General features: G+C 64.9%; 27 protein-coding genes. 13 read left to right on the plus strand and 14 right to left on the minus strand.

Translation table 11 applies throughout. The features are described 5' to 3' along the window. Positions 1-73: 73 nt before the first annotated feature. Positions 74-1,036, plus strand: a complete 963-nt coding sequence (locus BRSPCE3_RS20355; protein ID WP_244067856.1) for a Tim44-like domain-containing protein — start codon at positions 74-76, stop codon at positions 1,034-1,036. Between the two features lie 203 nt (positions 1,037-1,239). Further along, positions 1,240-1,866: a lectin gene (locus BRSPCE3_RS20360; RefSeq protein WP_375709937.1), complete on the plus strand. Its 627-nt coding sequence runs from the start codon at positions 1,240-1,242 to the stop codon at positions 1,864-1,866. 119 nt (positions 1,867-1,985) lie between these two features. On the opposite strand, the gene BRSPCE3_RS20365 is transcribed toward BRSPCE3_RS20360, so the two are convergent. Then, positions 1,986-2,393 (minus strand): DUF3606 domain-containing protein, encoded by a 408-nt coding sequence (locus BRSPCE3_RS20365; protein ID WP_244067949.1) that lies wholly within the window; start codon positions 2,391-2,393, stop codon positions 1,986-1,988. Positions 2,394-2,547: 154 nt separating this feature from the next. On the opposite strand from BRSPCE3_RS20365, the gene BRSPCE3_RS20370 reads away from it, so the two are divergent. Next, positions 2,548-3,255, plus strand: a complete 708-nt coding sequence (locus tag BRSPCE3_RS20370; RefSeq protein WP_244067858.1) for a glutathione S-transferase — start codon at positions 2,548-2,550, stop codon at positions 3,253-3,255. Positions 3,256-3,375: 120 nt separating this feature from the next. Here the strand turns inward: BRSPCE3_RS20370 and BRSPCE3_RS20375 are convergent, their stop codons facing one another. After that, positions 3,376-3,735 (minus strand): GFA family protein, encoded by a 360-nt coding sequence (locus BRSPCE3_RS20375; RefSeq protein WP_244067859.1) that lies wholly within the window; start codon positions 3,733-3,735, stop codon positions 3,376-3,378. Between the two features lie 9 nt (positions 3,736-3,744). Beyond that, positions 3,745-4,419 (minus strand): isoprenylcysteine carboxylmethyltransferase family protein, encoded by a 675-nt coding sequence (locus tag BRSPCE3_RS20380; RefSeq protein WP_244067860.1) that lies wholly within the window; start codon positions 4,417-4,419, stop codon positions 3,745-3,747. 156 nt (positions 4,420-4,575) lie between these two features. On the opposite strand from BRSPCE3_RS20380, the gene BRSPCE3_RS20385 reads away from it, so the two are divergent. Together BRSPCE3_RS20385 and BRSPCE3_RS20390 are read left to right on the plus strand one after the other, a co-directional pair. Beyond that, entirely contained in the window at positions 4,576-4,902 is a 327-nt protein-coding gene (locus tag BRSPCE3_RS20385; RefSeq protein ID WP_375709938.1) for an ArsR/SmtB family transcription factor, read from the plus strand. Continuing rightward, a complete protein-coding gene (locus BRSPCE3_RS20390) occupies positions 4,902-5,342 on the plus strand; it encodes an SRPBCC domain-containing protein (RefSeq protein WP_244067862.1) in 441 nt (146 codons plus the stop codon). Before BRSPCE3_RS20385 ends, BRSPCE3_RS20390 begins: the two co-directional genes overlap by 1 nt. A 4-nt stretch (positions 5,343-5,346) precedes the next feature. Here BRSPCE3_RS20390 and BRSPCE3_RS20395 read toward each other — a convergent pair whose 3' ends face one another. Continuing rightward, positions 5,347-5,808, minus strand: coding sequence for a hypothetical protein (locus BRSPCE3_RS20395; protein WP_244067950.1), 462 nt, complete (start codon positions 5,806-5,808; stop codon positions 5,347-5,349). A gap of 103 nt (positions 5,809-5,911) precedes the next feature. Then, positions 5,912-6,229, minus strand: coding sequence for a Kazal-type serine protease inhibitor family protein (locus tag BRSPCE3_RS20400; RefSeq protein ID WP_244067863.1), 318 nt, complete (start codon positions 6,227-6,229; stop codon positions 5,912-5,914). A gap of 214 nt (positions 6,230-6,443) precedes the next feature. Between BRSPCE3_RS20400 and BRSPCE3_RS20405 the strand changes: the two genes are divergently transcribed. Both BRSPCE3_RS20405 and BRSPCE3_RS20410 read left to right on the plus strand, forming a co-directional pair. After that, complete coding sequence (locus BRSPCE3_RS20405; RefSeq protein ID WP_244067864.1) at positions 6,444-8,099, plus strand: fumarate hydratase; 1,656 nt, start codon at positions 6,444-6,446, stop codon at positions 8,097-8,099. Continuing rightward, positions 8,096-8,770, plus strand: coding sequence for a DUF429 domain-containing protein (locus BRSPCE3_RS20410; protein WP_244067865.1), 675 nt, complete (start codon positions 8,096-8,098; stop codon positions 8,768-8,770). Before BRSPCE3_RS20405 ends, BRSPCE3_RS20410 begins: the two co-directional genes overlap by 4 nt. Positions 8,771-8,780: 10 nt before the next feature. Here the strand turns inward: BRSPCE3_RS20410 and BRSPCE3_RS20415 are convergent, their stop codons facing one another. From BRSPCE3_RS20415 to BRSPCE3_RS20430, 4 genes are all read right to left on the minus strand, one after another. Further along, positions 8,781-9,077 (minus strand): hypothetical protein, encoded by a 297-nt coding sequence (locus tag BRSPCE3_RS20415; RefSeq protein WP_021077922.1) that lies wholly within the window; start codon positions 9,075-9,077, stop codon positions 8,781-8,783. 113 nt (positions 9,078-9,190) lie between these two features. Next, the gene (locus tag BRSPCE3_RS20420; protein WP_244067866.1) at positions 9,191-9,742 is read right to left on the minus strand and encodes an inner membrane-spanning protein YciB; all 552 of its coding nucleotides are present in this window, start codon (positions 9,740-9,742) and stop codon (positions 9,191-9,193) included. A 54-nt stretch (positions 9,743-9,796) separates the two neighbouring features. After that, positions 9,797-10,372 carry a hypothetical protein gene (locus tag BRSPCE3_RS20425; protein ID WP_244067867.1) on the minus strand — a complete coding sequence of 192 codons (576 nt, stop codon included), beginning with the start codon at positions 10,370-10,372 and terminating at the stop codon, positions 9,797-9,799. 206 nt (positions 10,373-10,578) lie between these two features. Beyond that, complete coding sequence (locus BRSPCE3_RS20430) at positions 10,579-11,982, minus strand: carotenoid oxygenase family protein (protein ID WP_244067868.1); 1,404 nt, start codon at positions 11,980-11,982, stop codon at positions 10,579-10,581. A 113-nt stretch (positions 11,983-12,095) separates the two neighbouring features. On the opposite strand from BRSPCE3_RS20430, the gene BRSPCE3_RS20435 reads away from it, so the two are divergent. After that, positions 12,096-12,821 carry a TetR/AcrR family transcriptional regulator gene (locus BRSPCE3_RS20435; RefSeq protein ID WP_244067869.1) on the plus strand — a complete coding sequence of 242 codons (726 nt, stop codon included), beginning with the start codon at positions 12,096-12,098 and terminating at the stop codon, positions 12,819-12,821. Positions 12,822-12,846: 25 nt separating this feature from the next. On the opposite strand, the gene BRSPCE3_RS20440 is transcribed toward BRSPCE3_RS20435, so the two are convergent. Next, entirely contained in the window at positions 12,847-13,449 is a 603-nt protein-coding gene (locus tag BRSPCE3_RS20440) for a hypothetical protein (RefSeq protein ID WP_244067870.1), read from the minus strand. Positions 13,450-13,614: 165 nt separating this feature from the next. On the opposite strand from BRSPCE3_RS20440, the gene BRSPCE3_RS20445 reads away from it, so the two are divergent. Beyond that, the gene (locus tag BRSPCE3_RS20445) at positions 13,615-14,337 is read left to right on the plus strand and encodes an SET domain-containing protein (protein WP_244067871.1); all 723 of its coding nucleotides are present in this window, start codon (positions 13,615-13,617) and stop codon (positions 14,335-14,337) included. Positions 14,338-14,366: 29 nt separating this feature from the next. Here BRSPCE3_RS20445 and BRSPCE3_RS20450 read toward each other — a convergent pair whose 3' ends face one another. After that, positions 14,367-14,798 carry an Rrf2 family transcriptional regulator gene (locus BRSPCE3_RS20450; protein ID WP_244067872.1) on the minus strand — a complete coding sequence of 144 codons (432 nt, stop codon included), beginning with the start codon at positions 14,796-14,798 and terminating at the stop codon, positions 14,367-14,369. An 83-nt stretch (positions 14,799-14,881) separates the two neighbouring features. Here BRSPCE3_RS20450 and BRSPCE3_RS20455 point away from each other — a divergent pair, with 83 nt between their 5' ends. Beyond that, entirely contained in the window at positions 14,882-15,376 is a 495-nt protein-coding gene (locus BRSPCE3_RS20455; protein WP_244067873.1) for a group III truncated hemoglobin, read from the plus strand. A 143-nt stretch (positions 15,377-15,519) separates the two neighbouring features. Here BRSPCE3_RS20455 and BRSPCE3_RS20460 read toward each other — a convergent pair whose 3' ends face one another. After that, positions 15,520-15,918, minus strand: a complete 399-nt coding sequence (locus BRSPCE3_RS20460) for a hypothetical protein (RefSeq protein ID WP_244067874.1) — start codon at positions 15,916-15,918, stop codon at positions 15,520-15,522. 30 nt (positions 15,919-15,948) lie between these two features. Beyond that, positions 15,949-16,173 (minus strand): hypothetical protein, encoded by a 225-nt coding sequence (locus BRSPCE3_RS20465; protein WP_244067875.1) that lies wholly within the window; start codon positions 16,171-16,173, stop codon positions 15,949-15,951. A gap of 94 nt (positions 16,174-16,267) precedes the next feature. Here BRSPCE3_RS20465 and BRSPCE3_RS20470 point away from each other — a divergent pair, with 94 nt between their 5' ends. The 3 genes from BRSPCE3_RS20470 to BRSPCE3_RS20480 all read left to right on the plus strand — a co-directional run bounded on the left by BRSPCE3_RS20470 (position 16,268) and on the right by BRSPCE3_RS20480 (position 18,544). Continuing rightward, positions 16,268-17,092 carry a helix-turn-helix domain-containing protein gene (locus BRSPCE3_RS20470; RefSeq protein ID WP_244067876.1) on the plus strand — a complete coding sequence of 275 codons (825 nt, stop codon included), beginning with the start codon at positions 16,268-16,270 and terminating at the stop codon, positions 17,090-17,092. Between the two features lie 63 nt (positions 17,093-17,155). Further along, positions 17,156-17,821: a DsbA family protein gene (locus tag BRSPCE3_RS20475; RefSeq protein ID WP_244067877.1), complete on the plus strand. Its 666-nt coding sequence runs from the start codon at positions 17,156-17,158 to the stop codon at positions 17,819-17,821. An 84-nt stretch (positions 17,822-17,905) separates the two neighbouring features. Continuing rightward, the gene (locus BRSPCE3_RS20480) at positions 17,906-18,544 is read left to right on the plus strand and encodes an NIPSNAP family protein (protein ID WP_244067878.1); all 639 of its coding nucleotides are present in this window, start codon (positions 17,906-17,908) and stop codon (positions 18,542-18,544) included. A 248-nt stretch (positions 18,545-18,792) separates the two neighbouring features. On the opposite strand, the gene BRSPCE3_RS20485 is transcribed toward BRSPCE3_RS20480, so the two are convergent. Continuing rightward, positions 18,793-19,626: a transglutaminase-like domain-containing protein gene (locus BRSPCE3_RS20485; protein WP_244067879.1), complete on the minus strand. Its 834-nt coding sequence runs from the start codon at positions 19,624-19,626 to the stop codon at positions 18,793-18,795. Between the last annotated feature and the right edge of the window lie 34 nt (positions 19,627-19,660).

Below are 19,660 nucleotides of genomic sequence, written 5' to 3' on the forward strand. Positions count from 1 at the left end.
GCTTCACTTTTACCGGGCCCTGCCCATGTTAAGGGCGTTTCCCCATGCCGGGGAATCCTTTGAGGAAACCAACATGAATTTCTCGCAACGCACGCGTGGAATTGTCCGGGCGATCGCCGTCGCGATGGCGCTGGCGCTGCCCGTGATGATGACCGTTTCGGCGGCCGACGCCCGCGTCGGCGGCGGCGGCTCGCGCGGCTCGCGGACATTCTCCGCGCCGCCCTCGACCAGCACCGCGCCGGGCTCGGTTGCGCCGATGAACCGGACCTTCAGCCAGCCCGGCAGCCCGAGCATGGGCTCGCCCGCGGCGGCTAACTCCGGCGGCCTGTTCGGTCGCGGCGGCATGGGACGCGGCCTGCTCGGCGGCTTGGCCGCGGGCTTCCTTGGCGCCGGCCTGTTCGGCATGCTGTTCGGCGGCGGCCTGTTCTCGGGTCTCGGCGGCCTGTCGTCGATGCTTGGCCTGCTGCTGCAGATCGGTCTGATTGTCCTCGTGGTCCGGCTCGCGATGTCGTGGTGGCAGCGCCGCAATGCGACGGCCGCGGCTTACGCGGGTGGACCCGACGTCGGCCCGGGCCCGCAGGCCAACGCCCGTTCGGGCTTCGGCTTCGGCCTCGGCGGCGGATCGAACGCGCCGGTCGAGATCGCGCCGGCCGACTACGAGACGTTCGAGCGGCTGCTCGGCGACATCCAGGCCGCGTGGTCAAACGAGGACATCGCGAAGCTGCACACGCTCGCGACGCCGGAGATGGTGTCGTACTTCTCGAAGGATCTCGAGGAGAACAAGGCGCGTAACGTCACCAACAAGACCTCCAACGTGAAGCTGCTGCAGGGCGATCTGGCGGAAGCCTGGCGCGAAGGCGACAGCGAATACGCGACGGTCGCGATGCGCTACTCGCTGGTCGACATCATGCTGGAGCGCGGCAGCGGCCGTCAGGTCGGCGGCAACGGGCAGCCGGAGGAGATCACTGAGGTCTGGACCTTCGTGCGCCAGCGCGGCGGCAATTGGGAACTCTCGGCGATCCAGCAGACCAACTGATCGATTGCCTGAGATGACAGATACGAGGCGCCGCGGCATCAACCGCGGCGCTTTTGCTTTGTCGGCTTCATTCGCTTGTCGCGGCACTGGAATATCCGCAAAGGCCGCGGGTTCATGTCAGCGGACCAAAACAAACCATCGGGAGGATTGAGATGAAGATCGTTACGCATATCGTGGTTCCCGCCTGTCTTGCGTTCGTCGTGATGGCCGCACCGCCGGCCGCGGCGCAGACCGCCGACACCAGCTTCTTCCTGACCAGCAACGGCATCGGCAATGGCGGCAATCTCGGCGGCCTCGCCGGCGCCGACAATCATTGCCAGACCCTGGCGCAGGCCGCGGGCTTCGGCGCGCCGAAGACCTGGCGCGCCTATCTCTCGACCCAGGCCGCCGATGGCAAGCCCGCGGTGAATGCGCGCGATCGCATCGGCAAGGGACCGTGGAAGAATGTGAAGGGCGTCGTGATCGCCAAGGACGTCGCCGACCTGCACAGCGCCGGCAACAATCTCACCAAGCAGACCGCTTTGTCCGAGAAGGCCGACGTCGTCAACGGTGCCGGCGACACGCCGAACCGCCACGACGTGCTGACGGGATCGCAGGCCGACGGGACGGCGTTTGCGGCCGGTGAGGACCGTACCTGCAAGAACTGGACGAGCAGCACGCAGGGCGCCGCCATGGTCGGGCATTTCGACCGCAAGGGCCTGCGCGATGACGAGCCGTCAAAATCCTGGAACATGTCGCATCCGTCGCGCGGTCCCGACGGCGGCTGTTCGCAAGCCGACCTGAAGAGCACCGGCGGCGACGGCCTGCTGTACTGCTTCGCGGCGAACTGAGGGGGCGGCGGTCCTTCGTCATTGCGAGCGCAGCGAAGCAATCCATCCTGCCGTACGCGCGGAGCGATGGATTGCTTCGTCGCTTCGCTCCTCGCGATGACGGGATGGTGCGACCGGGCTCAGCTCTTCTTGCGCTTGCTCGCCTTCTTGACGGTCTTCTTCGCAGTCTTCTTTTTCTTCACGGTTTTCTTCTTTGCCGCGAAATAGGCCTCGACCTTCTTCGATGAATGTCCGACTGCGGCGACCGCAGTCTTGAGCCGGGCAGGGGTCACCTTGAACTTCTTCGACCAGTAACGGACCTCGTAGGGCTCGCTGATCGCGATCCGCGCGCGGTCGGCGGCCATGTGCCGCTGCTCCTTGAAATAGGCTTCCACCTTCTTGGCGGAATGCCCGACCTTCTTGACGGCGGCCTTGAGCTTCGCCGGCGTGACCTTGAACTTCTTGGACCAGTACGCAACTTCGTAGGACTCGCTCAGCGCGATCAGAGCGCGATCCTGTGCGCCCCGCTTCTTCTTGTCGTCCGCCATAAGATGATCCTTCATCGAAGATTCGAACGCTGGAACCTTAGCAGTCCCGGTGAGGTTCGGACAGGCGGCCTGTGCGCGATGGACGATCCGGCCGCGGCGCGGCTACGATCGACGCGAACAGAAGCTGCGCGATGAAGTTTGTGGAGGTAAGTGCATGCACTATCAGCTTTACTACTGGCCGATGATCCAGGGCCGCGGCGAATATGTCCGCCTCGCGCTCGAGGATGCCGGCGCAGGCTACACCGATGTCGCGCGCGGCAAGGCCGGCATGGGCGCCATGATGAAGATGATGGATGCGCACAAGGGCACGCCGCCCTTTGCGCCGCCGTTCCTCAAGACGGGCCAGCTCGTGATCGGACAGACCGCCAACATCCTGCTCTATCTCGGTGCGCGCCATGGCCTGGCGCCGAAGGCGGAGGCCGGAAAGCTCTGGGTGCACCAGCTGCAGCTGACGATCGCGGACTTCGTGCTGGAGATCCACGACACCCATCACCCGCTCGGGCCGTCGCTGTATTACGAGGATCAGAAGGCGCCGGCGAAAAAGCGCACCGAAGAGTTCTGGAAATCGCGGGTGCCGAAATATCTCGATTATTTCGAGGATCTGGTTGCGGCGAACGGCGGCGCTTTCGTCACCGGGCGCCGGCTGACCTACGCCGACCTGTCGCTGTTCCAGATCGTGGAAGGCCTGCGCTACGCGTTTCCGAAGCGGATGGCGGCGTTCGAGAGGAAGGTGCCGCGCCTGGTCGCGCTACGCGATCGCGTCGCCGAGCGTCCGAACATCAAGGCGTATCTGGCAAGCGCGCGGCGGATTCCGTTCAACGAGGAGGGGATCTTCCGGCGCTACAAGGCGCTGGATTTGTAACGACTGTCATTCCGGCGCGCAGGCCATAGATGTGTAGTTGCGCATCGGGGAATCGTACTCACGGTCGTGGTTATGGATTCCGGGCTCGCGCTTTGCGCGCCCCTGAATGACGCCGAAGGACTATCTATTCCGGCCGTCCACCGGCGTCATCTTGATCGTCGACAGATCGACGCCGTCGATGCAGCTGACATTGAGCGCCACGATGTCGGCGCCATCGGGCTTCTTGCCGCGCGCGAACACGTCGACGCCGCAATCGACGCAGAGCTGGTGGTGAATCGCGTGGCGGTTGAACAGATATTCCTTGAGGTTCTCGGCGCCGGCGCGCAGCTGAAAGCTCGACGGCGGTATGAACACGAAGTGCAGGCCCTTCTTGGTGCAGATCGAGCAGTTGCAGGCGGTGACCATGGCCATGTCGGTGGTGCACTCGAAGCGCACCTGGCCGCAATGGCAGCCGCCGGTGTAGGTCTTGCTCTCTGCCATGATGGTTCCTCACCACAATCCGGGCACGAGGCGATAGCGCACCCGCGCCGCATAGTCGGCATAGCCTGACAACCCCGCCACCAGCGTGCGCTCCTCGATGCGGGTGCGGAACGCGAACATCGCGAAGAACACCGGCACGAAGGCCAGGCCCCACCAGGAGCCGAGCGTCAGCGGCACGCCGATGAAGAACAGCATCACGCTCGTATACATGGGATGGCGGACCAGCGCGTAGGGTCCGGTCGAGATCACGTGATGGTCGCGCTCGGTCTGCACCTTCACGACCGGCGCGGCGAATGAATTGGTGCGGAACACCCACAGGATCAGCACGGTCGAGAGCAGATACAGCGCAAGGCCGAGCACGATCAGCGGCATGCCGGCATCGGCGCCGCCGAAGCGGCGATCGAGGCCCATCGCGACGAACCACAGCACCGCAATGACCAGGAACACCAGCATGAAGCGCTTGTCCTCGGCGGGCTGACCCTCGCGCGCGGTGAGGCGCATGCGCTCGGCCAGCAGGCCGGGGTCGACCCTGGCCAGCCACAGCCCGCAGGCCGGGCCGATCACGGCCGAGGCGATCAAGTAGGCCCACGCACCGGGCCAGTGCAGCGTGCCGGCGAAGGCAAACAGCAGCGCGGCCATGGCGATGACGAAGAAGGTGTTCTGCAAGAGGAGCTTTGCGATCATGGGCGGCTCCGTGATTCCAGCCGGGATTATCGCACCCTTTTTCCGGCAAGCATGCGGCCGCAATCATCAACTTTCGGAGCGGGCGCCATGTTCCTGCGCCGCGGACCGCCTTGTCTCAGCATTGACAATCGTATAAGCAATTGCTTATATATCAACGTGACCGCCGCCATGCAGCTGACCAATGTGCTCAAGACCCTCGCGGACCCGACGCGACGGGCGGTGTTCGAGCGGATCATCCGGGAAGGCGAGATCGCCGCAACCGGGCTGGTGCAGGGCTCCAAGGTGTCGCAGCCGGCGGTGTCGCAGCATCTGCGGGCGCTGCGTGATGCCGGGCTCGTCGTCGAGCGGCGCGAGGGCCGGCATATCCATTACCGCGTCGCGCCGAAGGGGCTCAGCCCGCTGATCGACTGGCTCGGCCATTACGAGACGTTCTGGGCCGAGCGCTTCGCAAATCTGGAACGGTTGTTGAAGGAGAGTGAGTGATGAGCGAGACGCACGCGATCACGGTCGAGAAGGTGCTGCCCTACGCCGCCGACAGGATCTGGCGGACGCTCACCACCAGCGAACTGCTGATGAAATGGCTGATGCCGAACGATTTTCAGCCGAGCGTCGGACACAAGTTCAATTTCCGCACCAGGCCGATCGGCGACTGGGACGGCGTCGTGCATTGCGAGGTGCTGGATTGCGATCCGCCGCGCCTGCTGCGCTATTCCTGGAAGGGTGGCGCTGACACCAATCCGGAATTCGGCTCGAAGCTCGACTCGGTCGTCACCTGGACGCTGACGCCGGTCGAGGGCGGCACGCAACTCCGCATGGTGCATGACGGCTTCGTCTTCCCCGGCAACCGGTTCGCGTACGACATGATGAGCCCGGGCTGGGGCAAGATCGTCGATGCGATCGGGCGGGTCACCGCGGAAGCCTGACGGATCACTCGTTCTTGCCGCGGCGAACCGTGATCGAGGCGTCGGTCCTGGTGCGGTTGCATTCGAGGTTGAGGCGGCGATAGCGCATCGTGATGGTGTTGCCGCGGAGGATGCCCATCCGTTTGAGGCAGCGCGAGGTGCCGGTGGTGGCGTCGTCCTTCGGCACGGTGAAGACCAGTGCCGTGGCCGAGCCGACCAGGTTGAAGAATTCCGGCTTCATCTTGCGATCGGTCTTGGCGTAGAGCTCGATCGCATAGTCCTTGCCGCGGCAGCCGAGCGACAATTCCTTTGCTGCCGGGTGTGTGAGGTATGTGATGTTGGCGGCGCTGAAATTGACCTTCAGCCCGTCGATCTGGCCGGCGAGCTGCTTGGCGATATCCTCGCAGGGATCGGCATGCGCCGGCGCGGCGGCGAAGGCGCTCGCCAGCGCCAGCAGCGCGGCCGGCAGGGTGGAGCGGATGCCCAAAGGCAAGCGTCGGCGCAACGGTGCTGTCACGAAATACCCCCGCGGTATGAAAATACGCGAAGCTACATGCAGGCTCCCGCGCAGCGCGTCAATACGGGCGCTGTCAGGATGCGCATTTGCCGTCCTGCGCCTTGGACACACCGGCGGCGCGGCGCTCGCAATCATTGCCGTAGGTCTTGCCGTCGCAGCCGCACACCGGCTTGAAGATCTTGTTGCAGATCGTCGGGCGGAACGCGCAGCTGCCGGTCTGGTCGAAGCGGCCGCATTGGGTGGGCTTGAACTGGCAGAATTGGCCGCGGCTGCTGCATTGCAGGCCGGCAAGGCCGCCGCACGCCTTGCCGAGGCGGGCGGCATCGGCGCCGTTCGGGACCGCGATCAACAAGGCCAGCGCCGCGAACCGGATCAAAAGCGCTGTCTTCATGAAGGCCTCCTGATGGCTTCCCTGGCCGAATGGTGGTGTGTTGTGGCAACCCGAGATTACCGTGGCATGAAACCTAGCACGTGGATTGCCTGTCCGGCGCATGGCTGGAAGGCCGCCGGCTTCCCTTTCCTTTGTCCGAAAAAGGCTTAGAACGGCTCTACATTTGTCGGCGGCCCCGTGGCCGGACCGGCCTTTCTAAACCGACGAGCAGCTCATGAACGCCCCCTCAGCCTTCCCCGACCAGCAGAAGCCCGTTCCGCCCTACAAGCACACCCCGCTGTTCCCGCTGGGTGCCGACACCACGCCGTACAAGAAAGTCACGAGCGAGGGCGTCCGGGTCGAGAAGGTGCTGGGCAAGGACATGCTGGTGGTGTCGCGGGAGGCGCTGCGGGCACTCTCGGAAGCCGCGTTCGGCGACATCAACCACTATCTGCGGCCAGGCCATCTGAAGCAGCTGCGCTCCATCCTCGAGGACAAGGAAGCCAGCGACAACGACAAGTTCGTCGCCTTCGACTTCCTGAAGAACGCCAACATCGCCGCCGGCGGCGTGCTGCCGATGTGCCAGGACACCGGCACCGCGATCATCATGGGCAAGAAGGGCTGCAACGTCATCACCGATGGCGAAGACGAGGCCGCGCTGTCGGAAGGCGCGCGCGATGCCTATCTGCGCCGCAATCTGCGCTACTCGCAGGTCGCTCCCTTGTCGATGTACGAGGAGAAGAACACCGCCAACAACATGCCGGCGCAGTGCGAGATCTACGCCGAGGGCGATGACGCCTACAAGTTCATGTTCATGGCCAAGGGCGGCGGCAGCGCCAACAAGAGTTTTCTGTTCCAGGCGACGCCCTCGGTGCTGACCAAGGACCGCCTGCTCGCGTTCCTGAAGGAGAAGGTGCTGACGCTCGGCACCGCGGCGTGTCCGCCATATCATCTTGCGATCGTGATCGGCGGCACCTCGGCCGAGCTCTGCATGAAGACCGTGAAGCTTGCCTCGGCGCGCTATCTCGATGCGCTGCCGACCCACGGCTCGCCTGACGGCAACGCGTTCCGCGATCTCGAGATGGAGCAGGAAATCCTCAAGATGACGCAAAGCCTGGGGGTGGGCGCGCAGTTCGGCGGCAAGTATTTCTGCCACGACGTGCGCGTGATCCGGATGCCGCGCCACGGCGCCTCGCTGCCGATCGGGCTCGGCGTGTCCTGCTCGGCGGACCGCCAGGTGCTCGGCAAGATCACCAGGGATGGCGTCTATCTCGAGGAGCTCGAGCACAACCCGGCGCAATATCTGCCCGCGGTGGAGCAGTCGCTCGGTGGCGAGGTCGTCAAGATCGACCTCAACAAGCCGATGAAGGAGATCTTGGCGACGTTGTCGCAATATCCGACCAAGACCCGGGTCTCGATGACCGGCACCATGATCGTGGCGCGCGATTCCGCGCACGCCAAGCTGCGCGAGCGCTTGGAGAAGGGCGAGCCGCTGCCGGATTATTTCAAGAACCATCCGGTGTATTACGCGGGTCCAGCCAAGACGCCCGACGGCTACGCCTCCGGCGCATTCGGCCCGACCACGGCGGGACGTATGGATTCGTTCGTCGACCAGTTCCAGGCCGCCGGCGGCTCGATGGTGATGGTCGCCAAGGGCAACCGCGCGGTCGCGGTGCGCGAGGCCTGCAAGAAGCACGGCGGCTTCTATCTCGGCTCGATCGGCGGTGCGGCGGCGAACCTCGCAGAGCACTGCATCAAGAAGGTCGAGGTGGTCGAGTATCCCGAGCTCGGCATGGAAGCGATCTGGCGCATCGAAGTGGTCGATTTCCCGGCCTTCATCATCATCGATGACAAGGGCAACGACTTCTTCAAGGAATTGAATCTGGGTTGAGGGCGACAGGCCTCGACGGATTCTCCAACGGCTGGGTCGCCGTCACCATCGACGGCGACCAGCGCTCGATTTCCTTTCACTCCGATGTTGCGGGCGCACTTTCGCATCCGTTCGACCGCGCCGGGATCGACATTCCGATCGGCATGACCGATGACGGTGAGCGCGATTGCGACCTGCTTGCCCGCGCACGGCTGCGCCCGCACAGCTCGCGCGTCTTCACCGGCGCGCGGCGCTGGCTGTGGCAGGAGTTCTCCGATCCCGATGCGGCAAACCGTGAAGCGCTGCGCCGCGGCCAGACCCGCGTCTCGCGCCAGCTCTGGCACATCGGCGCAAAGATCATGGAGGTCGACGGGTTCGTTCGTGCGAACGCCGCGCGCGACATCCGCGAGGTGCATCCCGAACTGGTGTTCCTGCGCTTGAACGGTGGCGCGCCGCTGCCGCGCAAGAAGTCGGAGGAGGGCGATGCGCTCCGCCGCCGGCTGCTGAAGCGTTCGGGCTTTCGCGAGATCGATCGCTGGCTCACCGTGACGCGGGTCGGCACCGGTGCAAAGCGCGACGACGTGCTGGATGCCTGCGCGGTGGCACTCGCTGCACTAAAGCCGAACGGCTGCGTTCCCGAGGGACCGCAGCCGCTGGATGGACATGATCTGCCGATGCAGATCTGGTTCTAGACGGGGACGCTTACGCCCGCGTGCCGGTGAAGGGGAAGCTGCCCATCGGGCCGATGCCCATCTCGCCGGAGATGCCGTCGCCCGCGACCTTGCCGGTGAATTCCAGCGTCAGCGGCATCGGGTTGGTGATGGAAACCTTCCAGGCGACGTCGTCGCCGTTCACGGTGCCGTCGAAGATCTCGGTGGAATTGCCCTCGGCACCCTGCGTGCCGGTGAGCGTGCCGCCGGAGCTTGCCAGCGACAGCGTCGCCTTGCGCTCGCCCATCGGCGTCGTCATCGTGAGATTCCAGTTTCCGTCCACCGCCATTGATGTCTCCCCTCCGAGGTGAAAGCGTTTTCGAGCGTGTCGGTTCGCGCGAGAAACGCGTGCGCGGGTATAGCCCATCTTGCCGCGCGCGCCTAGTTCGCCGCTCGCGGCGATCAGGCGCGGGCGGCGCGCAGCCGGTTGCCGACCAGGAAGCGGAAGGCGACGTACTGGATCGCGAAGGCGGCGATCTTGGCACCGACCAGCACCACCGACACGTAGAACGCCCACAGCTTCATGTCGCCGGTCGCCGCGACCGCGATGGTGCCGCCGGCGAGGATGAACATCAGCCCGGCCCAGGCATAGCCGGCGAGGGTGGCGTATTCCGGAATGGTCTCGGTCACGATCGGCGGCAGATAGCGCAGCATCCAGCCGCGCTTGAGCATGATCGCGCCGATCGCGATGTGGCCGATCGCAGGCTTCGCGAGCACGAAACGCGGATCGTTGGTCAGCAGCGTCGCACCGCCCAGCACGATGACGAGCCCGAGGCTCGCCCAGGTCATGTGGCCGAGCGGCTGTCCCTTGACGCGCGCATAGACCACTTGCGCAATCGCGCCGGCGATCGCAACAGTGGTGGCGATCAGCACATTGTCGGTGGCGAGATAGACCACCAGGAACACGATGGTGGAGAGGAAATCGCTCGCAAGTCTGGCAAATACGCTCTTCATCGTCGTGATGTCCGTTTCCTCGTGATGATCGTTGTGATGTCGCGACAGCAGCGTTTAGCGTGAGGGCAGCGCGCCGGCCGGCGGCGCGCCGTACTTGGCTGCGCGATGATGCGGATACCAGCGGGTGAAGCACACCGCGGCATTACGTGCGGCGAAGGCGATCAAGAGGCCGGTCCACAGCGGCAGGGCCGGGACGTACAGCACTGCGACGTTGCCGACCAGCATCAGCAGCGTCGCGGCGGTCCAGGCTCCGGTGATCAGGTAATTGGCGTGGATGAAGCCAGGCAGCTTCGCGATCTCGGCATCGACCTGCTCCACCGCGTATTGCCGGGTGAAGGGATGGCCGATCATGATCGAGCCGAGCGACACCAGCAGGATGCCGGCATCGACGGCGATCTTCACTGCGATGCTGCTCGCCGTGGCATCGACGAAGGTGAGATAGAAGCCGACGGCGGTGAACACGATCACCGAACCGACGCCGAGGATCTTGATGCTGCGGCCGCGCGCGATATCGAACGCGATGACGGCAAGGCAGATCAGTGCAGCAGTGAGCAGGCTCACCGTGGCCGAGGTCACCAGCATCAGCGTGGCGAAGGCGCCGTAGGGGGCGAGGATCAGGAAGATCGTCATCGGGAGCCTCATCGGCTGATCTTTACATTGTAAAGATACCGTAGAGGCGAGGACGGGCAGGGTCAAGCGAAATCTTTACAGTGTCAAAATCGTGATGCGGCGGAGAAAATGTGCGTGATTTCAATCAGAAGCAGAGCTGTTATGCCCGGGACAAGCCCAGGCATGACGCGTGGCGGAATGGAGCGATCGGAGGCCGCGCCCGTCGGCTACTCAGCTGCGACCCAATTGCCGTGGAAGCCATCCGGCACGCGGTGGCCGAGATGGACCAGCGCGGCCGGGCCTGCCTCGACATCCTGCGCGTTGAAGACGGCGAGGTCGCTGCGGTTCTCGCGGGCGCGCCAGACCACTGCGAGCAGCCAGCCGTCGCCCTCCGCGGCATCAGCGCTGCGCTCGACGAACACAGGCTCGGAGATGGTATCGCCGGCGGGCAGGAGATAGTGGCCGAGCCGTTTGCCACGGCCGTCGACATGCACGATGCCCGACAACGCGCCGAACATCGGCAGATCGGGATTCGCGCAGGCGTACCAGCCGTGATTGCTGGCAAGCCCCGCGCGGCGATCGTCGACGCGGGGGAATTCGCCGGTGAGGTCGTCGAGATAGGTTTGCGTGAAGCGGTCGGTGTTGCCCGCGAGATCGAAGGTCCAGCGGCAGTAGCGCGCGCGGTTCTTCTTCGGATCGGTCTGCGAGCCGTCGGGATGGTTGAACAGCGGCGCTTCCTCGAACTGCATCACATCGGCGATGATGCGGTTGCCTTCTTCCCACGCGTTCATGACATGGAAGACGTAGCAGGTCTCGGCGCGGAACCAGACGATGTCCTTCGATGCGCCGCTGCGCTTCATCACGCCGACATAGGCGCCTTTGTCCGGCTCCCAGGCATAGGGCGCCTGGCCGCGCATCGCGCGCTGCATGCTGCCGGTGATCGGCAAGATCGGAAACAGCACATGGTTCTCGGTGACGATGAAATCGTGCACCATGCTGGCATAGGGCGCTTCGAAGCGCTCGAACCGGGTCACCACGCCCGACGAACTCACCGCACCGAACGACAGCGCCGGCGTCAGCGGACCCGCGGCGTTGTAGCCGAAGAACACCATCTCGCCGGTGACCGGATCGATCTTGGGATGCGCGGTGAACGGGCCTGTGATCGCGCCCTTGTAGTCGCAATAGCCGAGGCGGTTCAGCGTGCCGGGCTCGATCTCGGTCGGCAGATGGCTCTCGACCAGCGCGAGCAGCTTGCCGCCGTGGAAGATGATGTTGGTGTTGGCGACGCAGCCGTCGGTCGTGATGTCGGCAGGCGCGTCCGGCAGCTTGCGGCCGAAGCCGCCGAACAGCGCGCGGCCGGCGTCGTGCTCGGCCTGCCATTTCGCGGTGCGGACCCAGCGGTTGCGGTAGCTGGCGCGGCCGTTCTCGAGATGGAAGGCGTGCAGCATGCCGTCGCCGACGAACCAGTGCGCGCCCGGCACGTCGAACTGCGGGTTGGGGCCGTTGCGGTACAGCGTGCCGTTCAGCTCGCGCGGCAGTTCGCCGGATATTTTCAGGAACGGTGCATCGGCTTCGAACGGGATCGGCGCCAGATTGCTGCGCGCGGCGTTGGACGTGACCTGGTCGAGCATTCCGGATCTCCCTGCATTATGATCTTTACATCGTAAAGATATTAGTAGGGATGACGCTATCGATCGTCAAGCAAAATCTTTACAGTGTAAAAATTGCGACCTATAAGAACCGGATGGCAAGATTATCCAAGGAAAACAGGGCGGCCCGCTCCACACGCGCTCCGGCGCGCCGGGGCGCGCGTGCCGCTTCCGATCGTCCGACACCGCGGCGCCGGACCAACGACACGCCGTATCATCATGGCGATCTGCACGAGGCGCTGCTGAGAGCCGCCGAGCGCGTGCTCGAGCGTGATGGGCTGGCGGGGCTGACATTGCGTGCGGTGGCGCGCGAGGCCGGCGTGTCGCACGCGGCACCCACGCATCATTTCGGCGATCTCACCGGTTTGCTCAGTGAACTCGCGGCGATCGGTTTCCGGCAATTCGGCCAGGCGATGGCGGCGGCGGACGCTTCCGCGGCGACGCCGCCCGAAAAGGGCGTGGCGAGCGCCAAGGCTTATGTCGCCTATGCGCAGGCGCATCCCGGCATGTATGGGCTGATGTTCCGCAGCGAGCGGCTCGATCATTCGCGGCCGTCGCTGCACGAGGCGTCGGAGGCGTCGTTCGCCGGGCTGACCCGCGGCGTCGGCGCCAGCCGGCATGAACAGATTTCCAAGGAGCAGCTTACGCTGGACCAGGCGGCCGCGATCGCGTCGGCCTGGTCGCTGGTGCATGGCTTCACCATGCTGATGCTTGACGGTCGCCTCAAGACGATTCTGGATCGGGCGCCCGCGGGCACATCCGTGGAAGCGTTGTTGACCGCGATGCTGCGTTTGAGCGCAGGGCGCTCGGCACGGCCGTAGCCGACATTGCGCTTGCGGCGGCGTTCTAGCGCGTCACCAGCGACGTGGCGCGGCCGCTCTGTCCAACCGCCTTCACCTTGTCCGCTCCGCATTTGAAATCGCGGGCAAAATCGTCGGCGGCCTGCCGCGCCAGCGCGTTGGCGTCGGGATTGGCCGCGACGTCGACATAGGCGACGTGGCAAACATCGCCCGGCAGCGGCCGCGTCACGGCGAGCATCGCCCGGGAGACCGGGCCGCCGCGCTTGTCCTGCTCGCTGTTGTCGGCGATCAGCCAGCGCTGGATGATCGCGAAGGGCTTGCTGCCGGCGGCACGCCATTCAATCGTATCGCCGGTCGAGCTGAACGGGCCGAACCAGGCGTTTGCGGCCGGTTCCCTGGCTGCGGCTTCGCGGTTTCGGCCGACCGAGACCACTTCGCGCAGATCGCCCTCGTTGATCAGCACCACGAGGCCAAATTTCCCCGGGCAGACCCGCGTGGTGCTGCCGTCCTCCTCGTTCGGCTTGCCGATCATCCGGCAGGCCTTCGGCGCGGTGGAGGTGAAGCTGCTGCTGATCGTCTCGGCGCCAGCTTGACCAGGATTTGTGCTGGTCGCCGCCATAATGGCTGTTGCAAAAGCAAGGTATTTCATTGGGAAAACCTGCGATCCGGACGTTACTTTGTGTCTGACATATGCAATCTGGGGAAGGTTCAACAGACACGCGGGAAACACCTGACAGGCGCGCGGAATCGTCCTAGAAGGGCGGCTTCGCAACTTCTGTCGCGTGCACCCCAGCGTGCCGTAGCCTCGATCGACATGACCGCATCATTATCGCACAAGCCCTATCGCGTCGGCCGTTCCCGTACCGGCCTCGGCCTTTTCGCCACCAAGGCGATCAAAAAAGGCACCAAGATCATCCGCTATTTCGGGCCGTTGCTCGACTCGAAGAAGAAGGATGAGGACGCAATCGAGAACAAATATCTGTTCGAGCTCACCAACCGGTGGACCATCGACGGCTCGGTCCGCGAGAACGTCGCGCGCTATATCAACCACGCTTGCAGGCCGAACGCGGAATCCGACGTCAAGCCGCGCAAGCGCAAGGTGTTCATCCGCGCCATCAAGGACATCGAGCCGGGCGACGAGATCAACTACGATTACGGAACCGACTATTTCAAAGCCTACCTGAAGCCGATCGGCTGCAAGTGCGACGCCTGCGAGAAGAAGCGCAAGAAGAAGCGCGCGGAGGCGAGGGCGGAGCGGCTGCGGCTGAAGGAGAGGGCCGAACGGAAGGCAAAGCGCGAGGCCGAAAAACTCGCCGAGGCGCGGGCCAAGCAGCGGAAGGCCAAGGCGAAGAAGGCTGCCAAGGCCAATGGCAAGGTCGGCAACGGCAAAGCACTGAACGGCAAGAAGTTGAACGGCAAGACCTTGAATGGCAAGGCCCTGAACGGCGAGCATCTCAACGGCCATAGCCTGACCGCCTCGACCGTCAAGCGGGCAACGCCCTCAAAGCGCGCTGCCGCGCGCGTGCTCCAGGCCTGAGTTACAAGGCCGATCCAGTTCGATCGTCATCACGCGCGTGCCGGATGGCGTGCGGGACGCGGCAGATAGGCGCATTCGGCGAGCGTGGTTCCATCGAGCTCGCGCATGAAAGCCTCGCGGGCCGCCGCGAGCCTCGCCTTCAGTCGGCAGCGCGGCAGCAGCACGCAATCGCCGCCATCATCCCTGAAACATTCGACCAGCGCGCTATTGCCTTCGAGTGCGCGCACCACCTCGCCGAGCGTGATCGCCTGCGGGGCGCGCGCCAGCGAGAACCCGCCGCCGGCGCCGCGCTGGGTCGCGATGAAGCCGGCCTCGGCGAGGTCGCGCACCACCTTGGCGAGATGGTTGCGTGAGATGCCGAACTCGGCCGCGATCTCGCTGGTGGCGAACGACCGGTCCGGCTCGCCGGCCAGCCGCATCAGGGCGCGGAGCGCAAAATCCGTGAACGATGTCAGGCGCATGGAAGCCCTTCAAAATCAGCACTTGGCGGCTCAGCTATAGCAGTTTAAATAGGTATTTGAAATGCATATTTAGGACGTGACCGATGACCGGAGCAGAGCGCCGCGAACAGATCACCGCCGAGATCGTCGCGCGGACCGGGATCACCGAGGCCATGATCGTGCAGCTGGTGCATGGCTTCTACGCCAAGGTCCGCAACGATCCGATGATCGGGCCGGTGTTCGAGAGCAGGATCAGCGATTGGGAGCCGCATCTGGCGCAGATGTGCGCGTTCTGGTCGTCGGTCGCGCTGATGACCGGGCGCTATCACGGCACGCCGATGGTCAAGCATATGCCGCTGCCGATCGATGCCGCGCATTTCGACCGCTGGCTCGAACTGTTCGAGGCGACCGCGCATGAACTGTGCCCGCCGGTGGCTGCGGTTCATTTCATCGAGCGCGCGCGGCGTATCGCCGCGAGCCTGGAAATGGGCGTCGCCGGCGGGCGGGGCGTGATGCTGGCGGTGGGCGAAAGGTTTCGCAGAAGTCCTCCGTCATTCCGGGGCTCGCGAAGCGAGAACCCGGAATCCATCGGGCCATGACTCCGGGCCATGACTCCGCGGCATGATGGATTCCGGGCTCGCGCCTAACGGCGCGCCCCGGAATGACGATGTGGGCAATCCATCGCTCTGCTTGCAGAGAGATGGATTGCTTCGCTCCCAATGACGGCAGGGGACAGCGACGCTTACGCCGTCACCATACCTTCGCTCTTGCGCAGGCCGACATATTGCAGCTCGGCGAACACGCCGGTGGCGATCGCCTGGGCGAGGATGACGATGGTCCCGAGCAGGTTCGGCGACACGGCGCCCGAGAGCAGCAGCGCGATGCTGGCCAGCGTCCAGGCGGCGTTGCCGGCAACCACGAGGATCACGGGTCCTTTCGGCAGCGAGCTTCGCGCGCCGAGAAAGCCGACAAGTGCGGTGTAGGCGATCAGGAACAGCCCGGTCTCGCGCAGCAGCGCTTCCGGCAGGCCAAGCAGCGAGGCCAGGGCGCCGGCGTCGAGCACCATCGCGATGGCGGATACACCGCTGAAGGCGGCATCAGCAAGCAAAGCGCGGCGCAGCAGCTGGGACGAATGGATCATGGCAGGGTCTCCTCTGGTTGGGATGGGTGGTCAGCGGAACAGGGACTGCAACTGACGCCACAGGCGGAACGGGCACAGCGCCTGGCCGACCCGCATCTCGACCGCATAGACCTGCGCGAACACGAACACGCCGGTCGCGTGGACGAGCGGCTGGGGCATGTTGAGCGAGCGCGCGAGCAGCCAGGTGGCCAGATGGACCAGCCACGGGAGCAGGACGGCGAAGGCGCGGACAAGGGACAGCATCAGCATGGTCATCTCCTGTGCCGTGGAAGATGAGCCGGCCCGCGCGCCATTTCGATTACCTCGGGCGTAATGGAACGGGCGAATTCCGCGTGGTAGGTTTTGCACCATGAACGCACATGCATCCATGGCGCGGGCCGAGCCCGCAAAACCCGTCCTGATCGGCGAGCACCTGCGCGAGTGGCGGCAGCGCCGCCATCTCAGCCAGCTCGACCTCGCCGTCGATGCCGAGATATCGGCGCGGCATTTGAGCTTCGTCGAGACCGGCCGCTCGGCGCCGTCGCGCGACATGGTCCTCAAACTGGCGGAGCGCCTCGACGTGCCCCTACGCGAACGCAACGTGCTGCTGGTCGCCGCGGGCTTCGCGCCCGCATTCCCGCAACGCGCGCTGGATGATCCCGCGCTGAAATCGGCCCGCGAGGCGATCAACCTGGTGTTGAAGGCGCACGAGCCCAATCCGGCGCTGGCCTATGACCGGCACTGGAATCTGGTCTCTGCCAACCGCATGGTGGCGCCGCTGCTCGAGGGCGTGCCGCAGCGGCTGCTTGGTCAGCCCTTCAACATCCTGCGGCTGGCCTTCCACCCGGAGGGCCTGGCGCCGCGCACCGTGAATCTCGCGGAATGGGCCGCGCATCTTCTGGAGCGGCTGCATCGGCAATGCGAGGCAACGGCCGATCCGGAGCTGATCAAGCTCTATCAGGACCTGAAGTCCTATCCGATCCCGGCGCGGTCGGCCCCGATCACGACCGACAACAACGTCGCGCTTCCGTTCAAACTCCGCCTCAATGGCGAGGTCCTGAGCTTCATCTCGACCACCATGGTGTTCGGCACGCCGGTCGACATCACGCTGCAGGAACTGGCGCTGGAAACCTTCTTTCCGGCTGACGAACTGACCGCCGAGCGGATGCGGCAGATGGCAGCCAGTATGAAATAGCGGCTTGTCTCGGGGCGCTTTCCGCCTACCTTTGGGGTTCCAATTCCGCCGGGAGCCCCCGCCATGAGCGATCTGAAGCCGCTTCGCCTCGATATCGTCTCCGACGTCGTTTGCCCGTGGTGCTACATCGGCAAGCATCGCATCGAGGATGCGCTCAAGCTGGTGCCCGATGTGCCGGTCGAGGTGCACTGGCGGCCGTTCTTCCTCAACAATTGGGTGCCGCGCGAGGGCATCGGCCGCGACGAATACCTCACCGCAAAATTCGGCTCGGTCGAGGCCTATAAGGGCATTGCCGGCCGAGTGGTCGCGGCAGCGAACGAGGAGGGGCTGACCTACCATCCCGAACTCGTCAAGCGGCAGCCCAATACGATCGACTGCCATCGCCTGATCCATTGGGCCGAGGCCCAGGGCAAGGCGGCCGAGATGAAGCAGCGGCTGATGGAGCTGTATTTCCGCGACGGCGGCGATCTCACCGACAGCAACGTGCTGGTGCAGGCGGCGGCCGATGTCGGGCTCGATGCCGACGATGTGCGCAAGCGCCTGGCCACCGACGAGGACGTTGCCCTGGTTTCGGCGCAGGCCCAGGAGGCCGCCGAGAAAGGCATCTCCGGCGTTCCGACCTTCGTGTTCGCGCAGAAATACGCGGTGTCCGGCGCCCAGCCGGCCGAGCAGCTCGCCCGCGCTATCCGCCAGGTCTCGGCCGAGATCAACGCGCAGGCGGCGGAGTAGTCCGCAATCCCCATCGAAAGCCCGGCTCACGCCGGGCTTTTTCATTTGTCCACGCGATCGATCCAAACAATCAGGGAGACAACCATGATCTATGAGCTGCGCACCTACACGGTACGTCCAGGCACCGTCGGCGAGATGGTGAAGGCGGCGAGCACGATCTCGCGCGACATCCGCGCCGACAATTTCGGCAAGCTGGAAGGCTACTGGATCACCGAGATCGGGCCGCTCAATCAGGTCCTGCACATGTGGAGCTACGCCGATCTCAATGAGCGGACCCGGCTGCGCGCCGAGCTCGGGAAAAATCCGCGCTGGACCGGCGAGTACATTCCGGCGATCCGTCCGCTGTTGCTGCGCCAGGAGGTCCGGCTGCTGAATGCGATCATTCCGCCGGTGGCCCCGGCCACCAAGGGCAACATCTACGAATTCCGCAACTATCGCGCCAAGCCGCTCGGCGGCGCCAAGCAATGGCTCGACCTGATCACCGGCGTGCTGCCGGAGCGCGAGAAATACTCCAAGATCGTCGGCCTCTGGGCCACCGACGCCGGGCAGCCCAACGAGGTCTGCCACATCTGGGCCTATCCCGATCTCAACGCCCGCGCCGCGGCGCGGGGCGCCGCGATGAAGGACCCGGCCTGGCAGGAATTCCTCGGCAAGGGCACCCAGCTGCTGGAGGAGATGCACTCGACCATCATGCTGCCGGCTCCGCACTCGCCGCTGCAGTAAGGCGAGCCTTGCCGAGAACGGCGGCAGAAAGCCTCACTCGATGCTTGCATCGGATGAGGCTTTCCAGGCAAGGGCATGCGCCGCCTGAGAAACAGCGCGCCGCAACGCTAGAAGGGCGAGCTGACACCAACCTGACGGCGGGAACTGATTGTTTCCTGATGTGTCTGCGTGGCTACGAAATGGTAAACCACGGGCCGCGGTGAAAGGCGCCCCCTCAGGGGCGCCGTTCTGCCGGTCCGTCCGGCGCATCACGAAAGCCAGGGCGGCATCAAGTTGCGGGATGCCGCCTCATCCAGCGCGGCGAACTGGTTCAAGCCAGCCTCGAATGCCGTGACAAGGTCAGCCAGCCGGTCGAGCTCGGCAAGGGCGTCGACCTTCAACACCTTGCCGGCCGGAGCTGCGTCGCGCCAGCTGTCCCAATCAGACATTTGCCGGTTCGTGAGCGACAGCAGGTCACGATAGACGTTGACGTGAAGAAACCACAGGCCCGTGGCCGCGCCGTGCCCGAAGGCTCCGGTAGCAACCGCGTTGCTTCTTGCCAGCCGCCACGCCTGCGACGCCGTCAGAAACGCATCGCGTGGCAGGTTCGCGCAATCGAACGTGATCTGCAGCTGGTCGATGTGAAACGCATCGAGCTGCGCGTCGGCCTGCAGCCAGCGCTGGTCGCCGGCGGACCAATATTCGCAGATCCAATGGTCATGATAGATGTGGTCGGCGATGTAGGTCGCGAAGCCGCAGCGGACCCGTGCCGGGATCGATCGGCTTCGGAGCATGCTGCACAGCAGGAGCGCGTAGTCGCGACAGGTGCCGAAGGTGCGGCTGCGCGGCGGGCGCGCCGCGGTGAGCGGACCGGCGAACGACGCCTGGATCAACTTCAACCGATCTGCGACCGGTTGGGTTTGCCGGACCATCGCGACATCGGGCGGGATGCCGTAGCGCTCCGCCCAGGCGACGTGAATGATGAGTCCCGAGACGACCTCGCGCAGTCCGGAGACCGTCTCGGGCAAATCGTTGTACGCACCGGCCGACTCGCCGGGGTCGGTCAACGCGTCCTGCCGGACGTAGCTTTGCTGGATCGTCACGTTCCTGCCCGATCACGACGTCATCGGCCCGAGG

The organism is Bradyrhizobium sp. Ce-3 (assembly GCF_022835695.1).
GTDB lineage: Bacteria > Pseudomonadota > Alphaproteobacteria > Rhizobiales > Xanthobacteraceae > Bradyrhizobium.